Annotated in this window: 15 protein-coding genes; 11 read left to right on the top strand and 4 right to left on the bottom strand. The window is 40.9% G+C overall.

Annotated elements, in window-relative coordinates; all coding sequences use genetic code 11:
- Window positions 1-433: 433 nt before the first annotated feature.
- Window positions 434-1915 (top strand): BCCT family transporter, encoded by a 1482-nt coding sequence (locus CSV61_RS05825; protein WP_099638420.1) that lies wholly within the window; start codon window positions 434-436, stop codon window positions 1913-1915.
- 276 nt (window positions 1916-2191) lie between these two features.
- Window positions 2192-3748, top strand: coding sequence for an ABC-F family ATP-binding cassette domain-containing protein (locus tag CSV61_RS05820; protein WP_099638419.1), 1557 nt, complete (start codon window positions 2192-2194; stop codon window positions 3746-3748).
- Between the two features lie 116 nt (window positions 3749-3864).
- Here the strand turns inward: CSV61_RS05820 and CSV61_RS05815 are convergent, their stop codons facing one another.
- On the bottom strand, window positions 3865-4731 hold the full coding sequence (locus CSV61_RS05815; RefSeq protein ID WP_099638418.1) for a LysR family transcriptional regulator: 867 nt from the start codon (window positions 4729-4731) through the stop codon (window positions 3865-3867).
- A 116-nt stretch (window positions 4732-4847) separates the two neighbouring features.
- Between CSV61_RS05815 and CSV61_RS05810 the strand changes: the two genes are divergently transcribed.
- Window positions 4848-5543 (top strand): CoA transferase subunit A, encoded by a 696-nt coding sequence (locus CSV61_RS05810; protein ID WP_083034396.1) that lies wholly within the window; start codon window positions 4848-4850, stop codon window positions 5541-5543.
- A gap of 15 nt (window positions 5544-5558) precedes the next feature.
- Window positions 5559-6209: a 3-oxoacid CoA-transferase subunit B gene (locus CSV61_RS05805; RefSeq protein WP_099638417.1), complete on the top strand. Its 651-nt coding sequence runs from the start codon at window positions 5559-5561 to the stop codon at window positions 6207-6209.
- A gap of 415 nt (window positions 6210-6624) precedes the next feature.
- On the opposite strand, the gene CSV61_RS05800 is transcribed toward CSV61_RS05805, so the two are convergent.
- Window positions 6625-6957, bottom strand: a complete 333-nt coding sequence (locus CSV61_RS05800) for a DUF5658 family protein (RefSeq protein WP_099638416.1) — start codon at window positions 6955-6957, stop codon at window positions 6625-6627.
- Between the two features lie 174 nt (window positions 6958-7131).
- Between CSV61_RS05800 and CSV61_RS05795 the strand changes: the two genes are divergently transcribed.
- Genes CSV61_RS05795 through CSV61_RS05780 form a run of 4 tightly spaced genes read left to right on the top strand, consistent with a single transcriptional unit; the run spans window position 7132 to window position 9830 of the window.
- The gene (locus CSV61_RS05795) at window positions 7132-7494 is read left to right on the top strand and encodes a GntR family transcriptional regulator (protein ID WP_143561060.1); all 363 of its coding nucleotides are present in this window, start codon (window positions 7132-7134) and stop codon (window positions 7492-7494) included.
- Window positions 7494-8402 (top strand): ATP-binding cassette domain-containing protein, encoded by a 909-nt coding sequence (locus tag CSV61_RS05790; RefSeq protein WP_233193527.1) that lies wholly within the window; start codon window positions 7494-7496, stop codon window positions 8400-8402. The genes CSV61_RS05795 and CSV61_RS05790 overlap by 1 nt, the downstream gene beginning before the upstream one ends.
- A complete protein-coding gene (locus CSV61_RS05785; RefSeq protein ID WP_099638413.1) occupies window positions 8374-9123 on the top strand; it encodes a hypothetical protein in 750 nt (249 codons plus the stop codon). Before CSV61_RS05790 ends, CSV61_RS05785 begins: the two co-directional genes overlap by 29 nt.
- Window positions 9120-9830 (top strand): hypothetical protein, encoded by a 711-nt coding sequence (locus CSV61_RS05780; protein WP_099638412.1) that lies wholly within the window; start codon window positions 9120-9122, stop codon window positions 9828-9830. The genes CSV61_RS05785 and CSV61_RS05780 overlap by 4 nt, the downstream gene beginning before the upstream one ends.
- A 60-nt stretch (window positions 9831-9890) precedes the next feature.
- Here CSV61_RS05780 and CSV61_RS05775 read toward each other — a convergent pair whose 3' ends face one another.
- Entirely contained in the window at window positions 9891-10760 is an 870-nt protein-coding gene (locus CSV61_RS05775) for a dimethylarginine dimethylaminohydrolase family protein (RefSeq protein ID WP_099638411.1), read from the bottom strand.
- Between the two features lie 374 nt (window positions 10761-11134).
- Between CSV61_RS05775 and nhaC the strand changes: the two genes are divergently transcribed.
- Window positions 11135-12583 carry a Na+/H+ antiporter NhaC gene (gene nhaC, locus CSV61_RS05770; RefSeq protein WP_099638410.1) on the top strand — a complete coding sequence of 483 codons (1449 nt, stop codon included), beginning with the start codon at window positions 11135-11137 and terminating at the stop codon, window positions 12581-12583.
- A 40-nt stretch (window positions 12584-12623) separates the two neighbouring features.
- Here the strand turns inward: nhaC and CSV61_RS05765 are convergent, their stop codons facing one another.
- Window positions 12624-13874 (bottom strand): HTH domain-containing protein, encoded by a 1251-nt coding sequence (locus tag CSV61_RS05765; protein WP_099638409.1) that lies wholly within the window; start codon window positions 13872-13874, stop codon window positions 12624-12626.
- An 87-nt stretch (window positions 13875-13961) separates the two neighbouring features.
- Between CSV61_RS05765 and CSV61_RS05760 the strand changes: the two genes are divergently transcribed.
- Both CSV61_RS05760 and CSV61_RS05755 read left to right on the top strand, forming a co-directional pair.
- The gene (locus CSV61_RS05760) at window positions 13962-15074 is read left to right on the top strand and encodes a mandelate racemase/muconate lactonizing enzyme family protein (RefSeq protein ID WP_099638408.1); all 1113 of its coding nucleotides are present in this window, start codon (window positions 13962-13964) and stop codon (window positions 15072-15074) included.
- Window positions 15071-15727: a GNAT family protein gene (locus CSV61_RS05755; RefSeq protein WP_099638407.1), complete on the top strand. Its 657-nt coding sequence runs from the start codon at window positions 15071-15073 to the stop codon at window positions 15725-15727. Before CSV61_RS05760 ends, CSV61_RS05755 begins: the two co-directional genes overlap by 4 nt.
- Window positions 15728-15766 lie beyond the last annotated feature (39 nt).

Genomic DNA, 15766 nt, shown 5'->3' with positions numbered 1-15766 from the left:
ATTGACTTTTCAAAACGGTTACTTGAAAATAATAATATAATAGTTCGTACCATTAAATAGAAGGAGAATCTTTATGAAACATATATCAATAAGGAATTTTAAAAAACTCGCCATGATGTATGATGGCTTTGGTTAGCGCACACGCCGCCACCTATTGGATTAGCTGAATATGTAAAAGACTATGGGGTCTACCTGGTTTTTTCCTCAATTATATAAATTTTGGGTAATACGACAGATGAATTCTACTAGTAAAATATAGTGGTAAAAATAAAATGAGATAATATAGGATGTAGAAGAAAGCTTACTACAATAGGGTCTAGGCTATATTACGTTCTAATTAAATCAAATAAATTGTTTGTATTCATTTGATTTCTAGAATATTTTACAGTATAGTGTAAACCTGCTTGTGTAATTCATCTCAAAAGGGGGAACTATGAAGAAAATATCAAAGGTTTTTTATATTACCATTGTCTTAATTATAATTGCGGTAGGATATGGAGTCATAAATCCAGTGCATTTCGAGGAAATCACTTCAGCCGGTAAAGCCTTTGTAGCATCAACATTTGGTTGGTACTATATGTTAATTATGACAGCGCTATTGTTGCTCAGTATTTTTATGATATTCAGCCCATACGGTAAAATCCGTTTAGGGAAAGATACAGATCGTCCGCAATTTTCTACGATTACGTGGATTGCGATGCTATTCTCGGCGGGGATGGGGATTGGACTCGTTTTCTACGGTGCCGCAGAACCATTATCCCATTACGCAGTACCAGCGACAGAGGATCCGCTAACACCTGCAGCTTTTAAAGAGTCTATGCGGAAAACATTTCTACATTATGGTCTTCATATCTGGGCTTTGTATGGAATGGTTGCTTTGGCATTGGCGTACTTCCAGTTTAGAAAAGGCCAACCAGGCCTAATTTCCGCAACATTGAAACCAATCTTCGGAGAAAAAGTAAAAGGTCCTTTAGGGACAGTAATTGACGTACTCGCTGTATTCGCGACCGCTTTCGGCGTGGCGACTTCACTAGGTTTGGGTGCAGTTCAAATTAACGCAGGCTTGGATTACTTGTTTGGCTTTACGATAGGTATCCAATCACAAATTATTATCGTGACGGTTGTAACGGTACTATTTATTGGATCAGCCTGGTCTGGATTGAGTAGAGGAATTCGCTATCTGTCCAATATTAACTTGATATTAGCAGTAGCCCTCTTAGGATTGATCCTTATTCTTGGACCTACCTTATTGATCTTTAATATGTTCACGGATTCAGTTGGCGGTTACTTTACAAACCTCATCGATATGAGTATGGGGACAGCTCCGCTCAATGGTGAAAATCGTGGATGGTTAGATGGATGGACTATATTTTATTGGGCTTGGTGGATCTCTTGGTCACCATTCGTCAGTATGTTCATTGCACGAGTATCTAAAGGACGTACAATCCGTGAGTTTATGGCAGGCGTCTTGCTTGTACCTTCATTCTTTGGGTTCTTATGGTTCTCAACATTTGGTACTACAGCAATCGAAATGCAGAATAACGGAATAGCAGATTTAGCTTCTTTGAATATTGAAGTAGTGGCGTTTGAGATGTTCCACGCAATGCCATTATCATTAGTTCTATCACTGTTCGCGATTCTTCTAGTAACATCGTTCTTCATCACGTCAGCCGACTCAGCGACTTACGTGTTGGGCATGCAATCAACGTATGGTTCATTGACGCCGCCGAACTCCGTAAAAGTGGTTTGGGGTATCATTGTTTCAACAATCGCATTGATTTTGCTTTCTGCTGGTGGACTTCTTGCCTTGCAGAACACAATTATCATAGCGGCCTTGCCATTCTCATTCGTCATTTTACTGATGATGTATGCGTTATTCAAATCAATGAATGAAGAGTTATATAAAATGAAATAAACAGTAGGAACATGTGGCTTTGGCTACATGTTCCTTTTTTTACATTTATAAAGGAATGCGTAAGCGAGAAAGCCTGTTTCACACGGAGCATGTTCTAAAGTACGCAAAAGATCATACAACTTTCAATAAACGAGATACTTTATAGGTAATGGAAATTACTATTGATTGCCGGTAGTACATATTGTTTTCTCTTTTCTTAAGTAATTATAAGTATAGGATGTTAAAATAACGTAGATAAGTTTGATTGAGACAATGGAAAAGGAATAGGTGTACAACATGAGTTTATTAACAGTAAAAAATATTAGCCACGGGTTCGGTGACCGTGTAATTTTTGAAGATGTATCATTTCGTCTATTAGCAGGTGAACATATAGGATTAGTAGGTGCGAACGGAGAAGGTAAATCCACGTTTATGAATATCATTACGCATAAGCTAGAGCCGGATGCAGGAACTGTTACGTGGTCAAAGCGTGTTCGAGTCGGATACTTAGATCAGCATGCGGTGTTGAAGCAGGGGATGTCTATCCGTAATGTATTGCGCACTGCGTTTCAATACTTATACGACATGGAAACGGAGATGAACAGCCTCTTTGCCAAGATGGGTGAAGTGGAGCCGGATGAACTGGAAGGTTTGCTTGAAGAAACCGGTCAAATTCAAGAATCTTTAGAGCAGAGTGATTTTTATATGATTGATGCAAAGGTAGAAGAAGTTGCAAATGGTCTTGGACTCGATGAATTTGGTTTGGATACTGACGTGAATGACTTGAGTGGTGGTCAACGTACAAAAGTATTACTGGCTAAGTTGCTGCTCGAAAAGCCCGATATCTTATTGCTTGATGAGCCGACGAACTACTTGGATGTTGAGCATATTGAATGGTTGCGTACGTATTTACAAGAGTATCCAGGGGCATTCATTTTGATTTCGCATGACATTCCATTCTTGAACAGTGTCATTAACTTGATTTATCATATGGAAAATCAACAAGTCAATCGTTATCCTGGCGACTATGACGAGTTTTTACGTGTGCGTGAAATGAGGCTACAACAAGTCGAAGCGGCTTATAAAAAGCAACAGAAAGAAATTTCTCACTTAAAAGATTTTGTAGCGCGCAATAAAGCAAATGCAGCAACGAGTCGAATGGCGATGTCACGACAGAAGAAGCTGGACAAGATGGACGTTATAGAGTTAGATTCAGAGAAACCAAAGCCACATTTTGATTTCAAAACGGCTAGAACACCGGGGAAATACTTATTTGAAACGACAGATCTAGTGATTGGTTACGATGAACCGCTATCGAAGCCTTTACATCTATCTATGGAACGTGGACAGAAAATTGCACTTGCAGGAGCAAACGGTATCGGTAAAACGACACTGTTAAAAAGTATTCTCGGGGAAATAAAGGCTCTTTCAGGGAAAGTGGAACAAGGTGAGCATCTATCAATTGGTTACTTCGAACAGGAAATGAAAACAGACACAGACAATACGTGCTTGGAAGAGATTTGGAGTGAGTTCCCACACTTTGCGCAATATGAAGTACGTGCGGCTTTAGCGCGTGTTGGATTAACAACAAAACATATTGAAAGTAAAGTAAAAGTATTAAGTGGGGGAGAGCGGGCAAAGGTACGTCTTTGTAAACTGGTAAATAGCGAAACAAATTTACTAGTATTGGATGAGCCTACAAACCACTTGGATTATGATGCAAAAGAAGAGCTGAAACGTGCTTTGAAGGAATATAAAGGAAGTATCTTGCTCATTTCACATGAGCCTGACTTTTATGAAGACGTAGTATCTACCATTTGGAATGGTGAAACGTGGACTACGAAAATGTTCTAAACAAACCATACTGTTCCACGTGAAACAAAAACCTCAACCATTATGGTTGGGGTTTTTCGTCTACTTATAATTCACATCTGATTCATACAATACGGGCACCTTTATAGTAGTTGGTTTCAAAACATCAGCATGAAGTTCTTCAAGGCAAAAGAATGATAACTGTTCTTCTTAGTGACAATGCCGAGTTTCCACAGTAAAGGTGGACCTTCGAGTGGAATCATTTTAATATTTTCATTAGTAAATTTCGTCGATATGGATTGAGGAAGAAGCGTAATACCTAACTTTGCTGCCACCAGTTCAATGATCAAATCCCACTGCGAGCTTTCATACGATATAGTCGGATTAAAACCAGCCTCTTTACAGGCGCCTATAATATAGCGATGTAACGCAAAGCTCTTAGAGAATAGGATGAGTTGTTCATCTTTTAATTCGGATAACGCGACTGCATCTCGTTTCGAAAATGGATGATCTGTGTGGACGAATAAATAGAATTTATCCGAAATGAAAGGATGTACTTCGAAAATATCTTGATTCGTCGGCAGCACAATAATGCCAGCGTCAATCTGGCCTTTATCTACAAGCTCTTCAATAACTTTGGCACCGAGTTCATGTAATTCTATTTTTATATGGGGATAATTCTTTGATAGGTTTTTGGCGATCTGTGGAAAAAACAAGGTTCCGATCAAAGGAGGCATTCCGATTTTAATTTCTCCCGATACCCCTTCGGCAAGATCTTCAAGTAAGACAGGAAGCTCACCGAGTAACTGAAGGATTTGTTGTCCTTGCTCATACACAATGTCACCTGCATCCGTCAATCGAAGACTGCGTGTTGAACGGTTGAAAAGTACGACATTCAGTTCTTCTTCAAGTTTCTTCACTGATTTACTCAACGAGGGCTGTGATATATAGGAATGTTCAGCCGCCTTCGTAAAACTTAAATGATTGGCCACTTCTATAAAAGCATGAAAGTCTTTAAGATCCATGATCACCTACTCCTTTCATTTATTCTGATTGGGAATAAAGTTCATTCACTATATTCATTTTACATATAAGTCAGAAATCTGTACACTATTAATAAAGAGTCGGAGGAGGTTACGGTATGAGTAAAATAATGAATTCTTTTGTGGAAGCGGTTTCAGATATTGAAGACGGTGCTACGTTAATTGTAGGTGGCTTCGGACTATGCGGTATTCCAGAGAAATCTATTGAAGCGTTACGAGATAGTGGTGTGAAGGATTTAACAGTAGCGAGCAACAATTGTGGGGTAGATGATGCAGGTCTTGGAAAGCTGCTAGGTAATAAACAGATTAAAAAGATGATTGCATCTTATGTTGGAGAGAACAAGACGTTCGAAAAACAGTTTCTTAACGGAGAGCTAGAAGTAGAATTGAGTCCACAAGGAACGCTTGCAGAGAGAATTAGAGCAGGCGGTGCAGGAATTCCCGGATTCTACACAGCGACAGGTGTCGGCACACCCATTGCAGAAGGTAAAGAAACGAAAGAGTTTAACGGTAAGACGTATCTGCTAGAAGAAGGGATCGTCGGAGATTTTGCGCTTGTGAAAGCTTGGAAAGCGGATACACTTGGAAACTTAGTCTATCGCAAGACTGCGATGAACTTTAATCCACTTGCTGCAATGGCGGGCAAAATAACGATTGCAGAAGTAGAAGAAATCGTCGAAGCCGGCGAGCTGGCTCCAGAAGAAATTGATACACCGGGCGTTTATGTACAGCGAGTAGTACTTGGCACGGATTATGAAAAACGTATTGAGCGCTTAACAGTGAGAAAAGCGTAAAAAGGAGAGATGAACATGACAGAAACACGGAATACAATTGTAAAGCGTGCGGTAGAAGAAATTCAAGATGGTATGAATGTCAATCTCGGTATTGGTATGCCAACGCTTGTCGCTAATGAAATTCCAGATGGGATGACGGTTTTATTGCAGTCGGAGAACGGCTTGCTTGGTATTGGTCCTTACCCAATAGAAGGGCAAGAGGATGCTGATCTGATCAATGCTGGGAAAGAAACCATTACGACAGTCCCAGGTTCTTCTTTCTTTGATAGTGCCGAATCATTTGCGATGATTCGTGGTGGACACATCGACTTGGCTATTCTTGGCGGTATGGAAGTTTCGGAGAGTGGAGATTTGGCTAACTGGATGATCCCAGGAAAAGTCGTCAAAGGAATGGGCGGTGCAATGGACTTAGTTGTCGGCGCAAAACGTGTCATTGTGATCATGGATCATGTCAATAAACACGGTGAATCAAAAGTGAAGAAAACGTGTTCGTTACCGTTAACGGGTCTTGGCGTTGTAGATCGACTCATCACGGATCTAGCTGTATTTGATTTCACGGAGGACGGCATGGTTCTTGTTGAAACATTTGCTGGTGTTACAACAGATGAAGTAAAAGATAAAACAGAAGCCTCGTTTACGGTTTCACCGGATTTTAAAAACAGATAATATATTTTGAAGATACCCTCTATTACAGGAATCGTCTTTTAAACTTAGACTACGGATTGAAAAATTGGTGAAACAATACCTATAAATAAAAAAGGAACTGACCAACGATTTTATTATCGTAGGTTAGTTCCTTTTTAGATCTTCACAAGCCTTACCGAACGATTTATCCACATAATTTATCATTCCCCAGACGGTATGCTGACTAAATATGCTGCAAGGAATTTGTTTCTTTGAGACTTGGATAATAATTTCACCTACCGTAAAGATGCCCACGCTAGCTCCCCTTCTAAGAAAGCATAATGTTCACAAGGATAGATACAGACTGCTAGATCACGATTGCTATGTTGCTTCATGTCAACCCTGCCTATTTATATTCAGTATACAGGATTTGTGGAAGAGACAATTTTATTACTTTTCAGATTGCGGCCATAATTAACCAAAAAATATGCATAAACAACACGGCGATATAAATAAACAATGCAGTAGTCAAAGAGATACGTACTACAATACCTGAAGAACTGATGGTTACGATATATAACAAGATCAAAGGCAATCCTATTTTTACTATATAAAATAAAGGAATACTTCGTTCATATAAAAATGCTACTAGTAGATTGGCCTCTTCTATAAGACCAAGCCGTAAACCATAATCCGTAAAAATGGCATCTAATAAACATAAGCAAGCTAATAGGAAGCCCGCATTTAATAATCTGTTTTGCTGAATAGGAAAATCCTTTACTGTATTCATTTTATCCGCTCCTTAGATACAGTGTAGTTACCTAGGATGTGTAGTAAGTGGGTATTCTATTCATAATTTCACAACATACTTTTCCTGTATTTGCAGTATTGTATAAAAACAAGTATAGTACATTACAACAGTAATGTACTGGGTAACCTTAAGGTGGTGAAGTTCTTGCTTGAGATGGATGGAGAAAAGCCAATTTATATACAAATTGCAGAATGGTTAGAGACGGAAATTATTGATGGTACGTTACAAGCGGACGATAAAGTGTACTCACAGTATCAACTGGCCGATCTTTTCAATATTAATCCTGCGACTGCGGGGAAGGGGCTGACGATTTTGCTTGATGCGGAACTTATTTACAAGAAAAGGGGCCTTGGCACGTTTGTATCTGTTGAAGCACGTGAGAAACTGCTGACGAAACGGAAAAACGGCAGGTTAAGTCGTCTCGTGCAGGAGCTACTTGATGAAGCTGCATTGCTTGGCCTGCAAGAGGAACAACTCATTGAATTAATTCGGGCAGAGCGAAAGGAGAGGTCATAATGCCAGCAATTACTTTGAAAAACGTTACGAAAAGCTACCGTTCTATTACAGTACTGAATCAGTTAAATTTAGAAATTCGTGAGAATGTCATTACGGGATTGGTAGGACGTAATGGTGTGGGGAAAACGACACTTATGAAGATGGTTGCAGGATTCATAAAAGAGTCAGATGGAGAGCTTCGTGTGTTTGGTGAGCGTCCCTTCAACAGCCTTAAGGTTTCTGCCAACATGATTTTCATAGACGATATGATGGGCTTTCCGGATGCGCTAACACTGGGTGATTTACTAATGGAATGTAATCGCTTCTATGAAAATTGGGATCAGGAACTGGCTATGCGTCTACTCGAGTACTTCAAATTACCGCTGACGTTAAACCATCGCGTCCTGTCAAAAGGCAAACGCAGTACATTCAATGCTGTTGTCGGCATTGCTACACGTTGTCCACTAACAATGTTTGATGAGCCGATTACGGGAATGGATGCTGGAGCGCGAAGAGATTTTTACAGGGCGCTGCTGAAAGATTATCTAGCACATCCACGAACTATTCTTTTATCGAGTCACCATATGGAAGAAATGGAGGACTTGCTGGAGGATATTCTGGTGATCGACGGCAAGAGCATTGCTTTTCATGGTCCGATTACGGAACTGCAGGAAAAGTTCCTGTCACTTCAAGCTAAAGAGAGTGTGCTTAAATCTTATGCGATTCGATATGGGGTCGTTCATCGATCGAATGCGGGTCCGATGACAGAATGGATTGTTGATAATGAGCATACGGAGGCTGAAGTGGATGAGCTGAAGCAGGCTGGTATCCGCGTATCGGCACTATCTGCAAGCGAAGCCTATTTGGCAATGACAGGCCAGACGACAGGAGGGGTAGACGATGTTTACAACGCAATGGAGCGTGAATGAACTGGCAAAGCGTCAGTATTTATTTAAATTGAGTACCAACGGAGCCGTATTTACGACACTGATTGTATTGCAGATCATTGGAACTATTTTCATAAGTGGCGCTGGATCTACTTTCATGAACGATTGGGGAGAGGGTATAACTTTCAACTTTACGTCCATATCGAATGACGGACAGGTAGGATTGACATTATTCTGGGCTCTTATTGTTGGATTCCTGTTGACATCGGCTGCCCAGCGCAATGAATCTTTTTCATTCGTGACGAATCGTCTAACCTTTCAGCTCGCGAACTTCTATTTCATTTGTACTGCGGCATTACTCGGCGGTGTAACAACAGTGCTACTCGGGTCGGTCATGAAAATTGTCGCGCTGTTCGGCGACAATATCATCATAGAAACGACAGGTCTACTATCATCGCCGCTAGATTTCTTCTCCCGAATTCTAGTGATGACAGCGTATACATTGCTGCTCATGATGATTGGATATTTACTTGGAACCTTAATACAATTCAGCAAGTTGTTTATCGTCTTGTTTGGATTGATCTGGTTTATGTATTTCACGTTCGGTATCAACTTGTCAGTTGGCGAAGGTGAAAGCTTATTGTACTTTTACTACGGAGAGACATCGATTTTGTTATTTATTTTGAAAGTAGTAGTGTCGGTTTCCGTACTGTTCGGTATCAGCTTCTTTGTGACAAACCGTTTGGAGGTGAGAAATCCATGATGATTTTTATGGTTTTGATACCTATGTTCCTGCTGCTTGGTCTAGTTTTAATTGTGATATTCACGAAAAACATGAAGCGCACGCGATTGAAGAAAAAGTTTCATCGCAATTTCATTTTTGGTTATTTTCTGTTGCTGCTGCTTAGTCTTGTCGTGGCGGAAGTCATGGAACGTAAGGTAGAACATCAAAATCCCCCAAAAGTAAACATGAAGGACGTGGAATTTGATTTGCCGGCTGCGATTGTAGAGGGAATACCTATTCCTGAAAAATTTGTTCTGGCGAAGCAGTCACATAAAGTAAAAGGTGAACTAGTGATATCCTCTTTCACAAATGCTTATCTTATAATTGAACGTACACCTGACAACAGCCATACCATTACAGAAACCGTCTACACCCCTGAACTGATGGCGAATATCGGGGAGGAGAATGATGTGTATTATGACGTTACAGACCGGCTTGAAATTGCATTGCCGATTTGGGAAAGTAATTTAATGACTGTACCTAAACAACCTCTTAATAATATACAGTATACGTTTTATCATGATTCGAATATATTGAACCAGTTCACTGGGGAAAAAGCGTATGGTTATTCTTCAGGATCGGTGTCTAGAGCTATGACGATTCACTTGATCGTACCCGAATCAATTATGCTGAAACTTCCAGAGGTAGAAAATGAATATGGAACTTATATAGATGTGATTGAATAGAAAAAGACTGAAGCGTAAAACGCCGCATTGTTTGTGGCATTTAAGCTTCAGTCTTTTGTATTATCCGCGTTCTACAGGCATCGAACAACATCTGAAAGAACCGCCTGATTTAATAATTTCAGAGAAGTCGACTTCTATGACTTCAAATCCATTTGCGCGTAAGTTTGCATTCACTTGTGAGTTTTGTGGAAGGCTGAATACATTATTATTACCAATGGAGAGAACATTAGTACCTAGCGAAAACTGTTCTTCTTCCGCCACTTCAATCAATTGGTACGAATCTGCCAGTTGATGGAGTGTTTCCTGATCAAACGCTGCTGGAAAGACTAGCGCTTTTTCGGAAGAAAGGATATTGAAAACGCAGTCTAGATGCAAGTACCGTCCGTCAAATGGAATCCGCTTGAGTTGATGATCAGGAAGCTTTTCTTCCAGCTTGTTAACAGCTTCCTCGGATGTACGGCTACTGATGCCGATGTAGAGAGTATCCCGGTCGACAATAATGTCTCCGCCTTCCATTTGATCCGTCGCAGACTGATAGGGAATGTCTTGCGCGATCAGCCATTCTTTTAGCGTGATTTCTTCTCCTTTTCGTATATCTGTAGCCAAGTCTGCGATAAACACTTCATTACCGATTGTGAATCCAATATCTCGTGTAAAGACTTGTTCAGGATACTTTTCAGAAGTAGGTAGCGTGATGACTTCCACTCCGTTTTCCTTCAAAACTTTCTCGAACTCTGCGTGCTGTCTCATCGCACGTTGTCTATCAATATTTTCATCTTCATACTTTTTTTGCACTTCATTAATAACTTCGTCAATTGCCATGAATTCTGGCGGGCATAAAATGACTCTGCGCAACGTATCGTATTCGGTTATACATTTTATCGTATCTGTCTTTTGAATATTAGCTGTCAATGGCAGCGCGCCTCCCATTCGTGAAAGTACTTTATAGTATTCCCAGTATGCAAGGTTATAAACGTATTTCATACTATAAGTTAGTTTTTTCGGCTTGCCAGAAGAGTAATGATAGCGTTAAATTCACTGTGTTATAGGGGCGGCTGAAAAGGTTTGAAGCGTTGAAAAAACGCAGAGGAGATACGTAAGAGGAAAGCTAGTATTGTCGATGAATAAATAAAAGAAGTATAAAAAAGACAGTCGTCATCGTTCGACTGTTTTTTCATGGAATATAACGTATTCTAGTAAACGCTTACAAGTTTATATTGACAAACAATTCGGATAACGTTTACTATATATTAAACGACTATATAGCGACAGTTCGAAACTATCAGAAGATGGGTGGGTAAACTATGGAAGAGAGAAGACAAAATAGGGATATAGGTTTTTGGTGGGCGATCTTACCACTGGTATTAATGATCCTAGTAATGCTTATAACTGTGGTAAAGCTAGAGCAGGGACCGCATATGCCATTGATAGTAGGTACCTCTATTGCAGCACTTGTCGCTTGGCGTCATGGTTTCACCTGGAAAGAGATTGAAGAAATGATGTATAAGGGGATTCGTCTAGCGCTTCCTGCCGTCATTATTATTATGCTCGTTGGTTTAGTAATTGGCTCGTGGATGGGTGGCGGAATTGTTGCTACGATGATATTTTATGGATTGAAAATTATTACGCCATCTTGGTTCCTTGTTGCGATCGCGTTAATATGCGCTCTTGTCTCCTTGGCCATCGGTAGTTCATGGTCCACAATGGCAACAATTGGCGTGGCGGGAATGGGGATTGGTTTAAGTATGGGGATTCCTGCGGGCATGGTCGCAGGTGCTGTTATTTCAGGTGCGTATTTCGGTGATAAGATGTCACCGCTTTCCGATACGACGAACCTCGCAGCGGGATTAACAGGGACAGACTTATTTGATCATATTAAGCATATGTTGTTTACGACCATACCTGGTTTACTCATCGCATTGTGCGTGTTCACATTCTTAGGAAGAAAATTTGGATCGGGCGAAGCTGAATTGTCTTCGATTGCGAAAACATCGCAAGTCATGCAAGAAAGCTTTATTATTTCCCCTTGGTTATTACTTGTTCCGTTAGCAGTCATTGTGATGGTTGCGTTAAAGATTCCTGCGGTTCCCGCGTTAATTATTGGTATTGTTTTAGGGTTCATTTCACATGTAACAATTCAGGGCGGTACGTTTGCAGGTGCTCTTAACGCCTTGCAGAGTGGTTTTGCTATTGAGACAGGTAATAAGTTAGTGGATAACTTATTCAATGGCGGTGGGCTTGATAGTATGATGTATACCGTTTCGATGACAATTGTAGCGATGACATTTGGTGGGATTCTCGAGTACTCTGGGATGTTGCGTGCGATTATGCAACAATTGTTGAAGATAGTGAAATCTACGTCATCCTTGATTATTTCGACGATAGGTGCGTGTGTAATGACAAACGCGACATGTTCTGAACAATATGTTTCGATCGTAGTGCCTTCCAGAATGTTTAGTAAAACGTATAAAGATATGGGGCTAAGCTCCAAGAACCTATCACGTGCGCTTGAGGATGGCGGAACTTTGACATCTGTATTCATTCCGTGGAATACATGTGGTGTATTCATATTCGGTACATTAGGTGTCAGCGTTGTAGAATATGGTCCATATGCAATTTTGAATTTCGCGGTTCCGTTGTTGTCGATTGTATATGCATTGACAGGTTTCTCTATTGAAAAAATGACATCGGAAGAGATTGTGGAGATGAATGAGCAAGAAGCGAAGTTGGAACTTGAAGCACAGCCCGAATAATGTAAAAAGGCAAAGCCGATGTATGTAACGGCTTTGCCTTTTACTCGATATCAAGCTTCAATTTGTACAATGCACGTGGTCTGCCTTGGCTATAGGTCATTTCTTCACCGACAGTATCGACAAATTGTTGATCCATCAGTTTTTTGATTGTACGTTCAGCAGTCCTTCTAGAAACAGCTAAATATCCTGCCAAGTCATTAGCGGTGAATGGTGTAGATTGCCTGAATTGATCAAACTGCGTTAGCTTGGAAATGACGGCTGGGCTCAATGACGTCTTTTCACTGATCTTAAGCAAGTCTGGATCATCCAACCTCATTGCGACTGAAGGTTTTGTAGCTGGCAAAGGGCCGTGTAGCTTCTTATGTTCATCCAGCATAAAAATTCCTTTGTCTGTTGCTTGTTTACCGAGTTGCAGTGCACTCATTGCGTTGTCACTAGCTTCTACGATTGTTTGCCCTGACCCAAAAGATAAAGTAGATGCCGGATGGAGGGATTCACAAAACTGAATGAAGTTCTTCATTGCTAAGACAAATTCGATGGTTCCTATAGTAGTATAAAAAAAGAAATTGCTGTCCTTTTCTTTCCACTGGGCCTGTAGGTAGTTTGCTAATACTTCGATGGTGTTCTGTGGAAATTGCTCGGGTTGATGGACTTGCAGTACACCTACAGCGATTTTAGTCGCTTCGCTTCTTGTCAAATCTGCTTGTCGGACAGCATGTTCCATCGCACGTAAAATATTGCTTGCAGGATCCAACATCCGGAATGACGGGATGCCTGCCGCTTGTAATTGATCGTACACAGCATGCACACTGGTCACTGCCATTTTAGACTTTCCGTTTCTGAAATGTTCTAGATGAAAGTTTATAACGGCTTGCAAATCACTGTTGGATTGCAGTTCATGTATAGCGGGCTTCTGCATGGCAGAAAGAGGACCGAGATCTTGCAAGATTTGCTCGATATGTGCTCTGTCTTTTATGTCTATAGAAATATCGTGAATTGCCATATTCTTTTCCGAAGAAAGGTATAATAAAGTGACAGCGATAGTATGTTCATTTTGCTGGATATAGAATGTCGGAATCGAAATAGTCCGAAGAACTTGTGCAGACGCTTCATAAGGCAATGAGCCAGAGAACAAGATGGCGTGACAAGGTTTCAGTGTCTCTAGTAGACGAGGGGCTTCGAACGGACTGTCGTATTGATAATAATCAACGCGTATATTGTGGGGCAATATAATATTCTTTGCTTGCCGACAAAACTCTTGTGAGCCGACCAATGCAATGGTAACCTTCATATGGGATCTCCTCTTTTCATTAGCGACTATTTAACGACAATCATACAATACGAATGAAAAGCTGCCAATAGGAAAGGATGAAAAGTAATGAAAATAACTGAAATTGAAATTTTTGCGATTCGATTACCGCTCCATGAACCATTTGTAATAAGCTACGCATCCTACGATGATATGCCCTCTATTATTGTAAAACTAACAACAGACACAGGATACGTAGGGTACGGTGAAGCAGTAGCAGACGACCATGTAACAGGAGAAAGCTGGGAAGGTACATTTGCTGTCCTCCGTCATACACTCGCTCCTATTTTACTTGGGGAAAATCCAAGTCGCTTTGGGAAAATTCATGAAATGATGGATCAAGCAATTTACGGTGTACCTACCGCGAAAGCGGCACTAGACATGGCTTGCTTTGACGCAGTAGGCAAGGCATATGGCATCCCTGCTTATAATTTACTTGGTGGGCGTTATCATGAGAAGTTTCCGATTACGCATGTGTTAAGTATCGCTTCACCTGAACGTATGGCGCAAGAGGCTGCTGATCGTGTGGCTTCGGGCTACGGCTCATTAAAGATGAAGGTCGGTACGAACGTAGCGGAAGATGTCGAGCGAATTCAAGCTGTTCGTGAGCGTGTTGGCAGAAAAATCGCAATCCGAGTGGATGTCAATCAAGGCTGGGTCAATAGCGCGACAACATTACAAGCGATGAAACAATTGGAAAACTGTGATCTGGATTGGCTTGAGCAACCGGTAAAAGCAGATGACATCGATGCAATGGTAGAAATCAAATCGAAAATCGCGACGCCTTTAATGGTGGATGAGGGATTGCGTGGTGTGCGAGAGATGCGTGAAATCATCGCAAAGCGTGCAGCAGATAAAGTGAATATCAAGCTCATGAAATGCGGGGGGATGTATCCTGCAATGAAGCTTGCACATATGGCAGAAATGGCGGGCATCGAATGTCAGGTAGGATCGATGGTAGAGTCGTCTATTGGATCTGCCGCAGGATTCCATGTGGCATTCTCACAAAAATCGATGACAAGTGTAGAATTGACCGGCCCGTTGAAATTCAGTAAAGACGTCGGTAATTTGTACTATGATGTACCGTTTATTGAACTTAATGAGAAGCCTGGACTTGGTATAGATGTAGATGAGCGAGCGCTAGAAGAGTTGACGGTGCGTAAAGAAAAGGTGACATTATGACGTTGCAAGCATCACTTTCACTTCTAACGGAAGATCAGCTACCCGAAATTCTAGCTCTACAAGAAAAGATCATTGCTGCTCTTGAGCAACCTGACTTCCTACAACCGCTAACGGAAGCAGAGTTCGTGTATATTCTACGCGGTAATGGGATGATGGCGGGAGCTTTTGTCGATAATCACTTGATTGCGTTCCGTGCTATGTTGGATCCTGGGGAAGACGAAGAGCATTTAGGAATCGATGTGGAAGTACCAACACATGAATTGTCTAGTGTGCTGTACTCGGAGATTTCAGGTGTGGATCCAGACTATAGAGGGCATGGACTACAAACGACACTCGGTAAATGGTTGATGGAACATGTCGAGAGAGATCGCTATCGCTATATTTGTACAACCGTTGCACCTTTTAATATTCCAAGCTTGAAAGATAAATTTGCACTAGGTTTACGGATCAAAGAACTAAAATTGAAATATGGAAATAAACTGCGCTATATTTTATTCGAAGATCTGCACGAGCCTTCCTGTGGGACGACTTCACAACAGCAATTTATTCTAATGGAAAATACCCAAGAGCAGCAAAAGTTGCTGAAAGAAGGTTGGATCGGGGAATATATCGAGAAAAAGGACGGCCAATGGTTTGTAAAGTACGTAAAATAATACATTTGCATCATGTAAGACTATGCCTTAAAGCGTAGT

Origin of the sequence: Sporosarcina sp. P3 (assembly GCF_002743415.1) — a bacterium.
Lineage (GTDB): Bacteria > Bacillota > Bacilli > Bacillales_A > Planococcaceae > Sporosarcina > Sporosarcina ureae_A.
The sequence above is the reverse complement of the archived record's forward strand: the minus strand, read 5'-3'. Positions and strand labels throughout refer to the sequence as shown.

Excerpts from the sequence above, each read along its gene's own strand:
- CSV61_RS05825 (WP_099638420.1), top strand. The coding sequence starts at position 434 with ATGAAGAAAATATCAAAGGTTTTTTATATTACCATTGTCTTAATTATA.
- CSV61_RS05815 (WP_099638418.1), bottom strand. The coding sequence starts at position 4,731 with ATGGATCTTAAAGACTTTCATGCTTTTATAGAAGTGGCCAATCATTTA.
- CSV61_RS05755 (WP_099638407.1), top strand. The coding sequence starts at position 15,071 with ATGACGTTGCAAGCATCACTTTCACTTCTAACGGAAGATCAGCTACCC.
- CSV61_RS05775 (WP_099638411.1), bottom strand. The coding sequence starts at position 10,760 with ATGGGAGGCGCGCTGCCATTGACAGCTAATATTCAAAAGACAGATACG.
- CSV61_RS05760 (WP_099638408.1), top strand. The coding sequence starts at position 13,962 with ATGAAAATAACTGAAATTGAAATTTTTGCGATTCGATTACCGCTCCAT.
- CSV61_RS05765 (WP_099638409.1), bottom strand. The coding sequence starts at position 13,874 with ATGAAGGTTACCATTGCATTGGTCGGCTCACAAGAGTTTTGTCGGCAA.
- CSV61_RS05785 (WP_099638413.1), top strand. The coding sequence starts at position 8,374 with ATGTTTACAACGCAATGGAGCGTGAATGAACTGGCAAAGCGTCAGTAT.
- CSV61_RS05820 (WP_099638419.1), top strand. The coding sequence starts at position 2,192 with ATGAGTTTATTAACAGTAAAAAATATTAGCCACGGGTTCGGTGACCGT.
- CSV61_RS05800 (WP_099638416.1), bottom strand. The coding sequence starts at position 6,957 with ATGAATACAGTAAAGGATTTTCCTATTCAGCAAAACAGATTATTAAAT.
- CSV61_RS05805 (WP_099638417.1), top strand. The coding sequence starts at position 5,559 with ATGACAGAAACACGGAATACAATTGTAAAGCGTGCGGTAGAAGAAATT.
- nhaC (WP_099638410.1), top strand. The coding sequence starts at position 11,135 with ATGGAAGAGAGAAGACAAAATAGGGATATAGGTTTTTGGTGGGCGATC.
- CSV61_RS05795 (WP_143561060.1), top strand. The coding sequence starts at position 7,132 with ATGGATGGAGAAAAGCCAATTTATATACAAATTGCAGAATGGTTAGAG.
- CSV61_RS05810 (WP_083034396.1), top strand. The coding sequence starts at position 4,848 with ATGAGTAAAATAATGAATTCTTTTGTGGAAGCGGTTTCAGATATTGAA.
- CSV61_RS05780 (WP_099638412.1), top strand. The coding sequence starts at position 9,120 with ATGATGATTTTTATGGTTTTGATACCTATGTTCCTGCTGCTTGGTCTA.
- CSV61_RS05790 (WP_233193527.1), top strand. The coding sequence starts at position 7,494 with ATGCCAGCAATTACTTTGAAAAACGTTACGAAAAGCTACCGTTCTATT.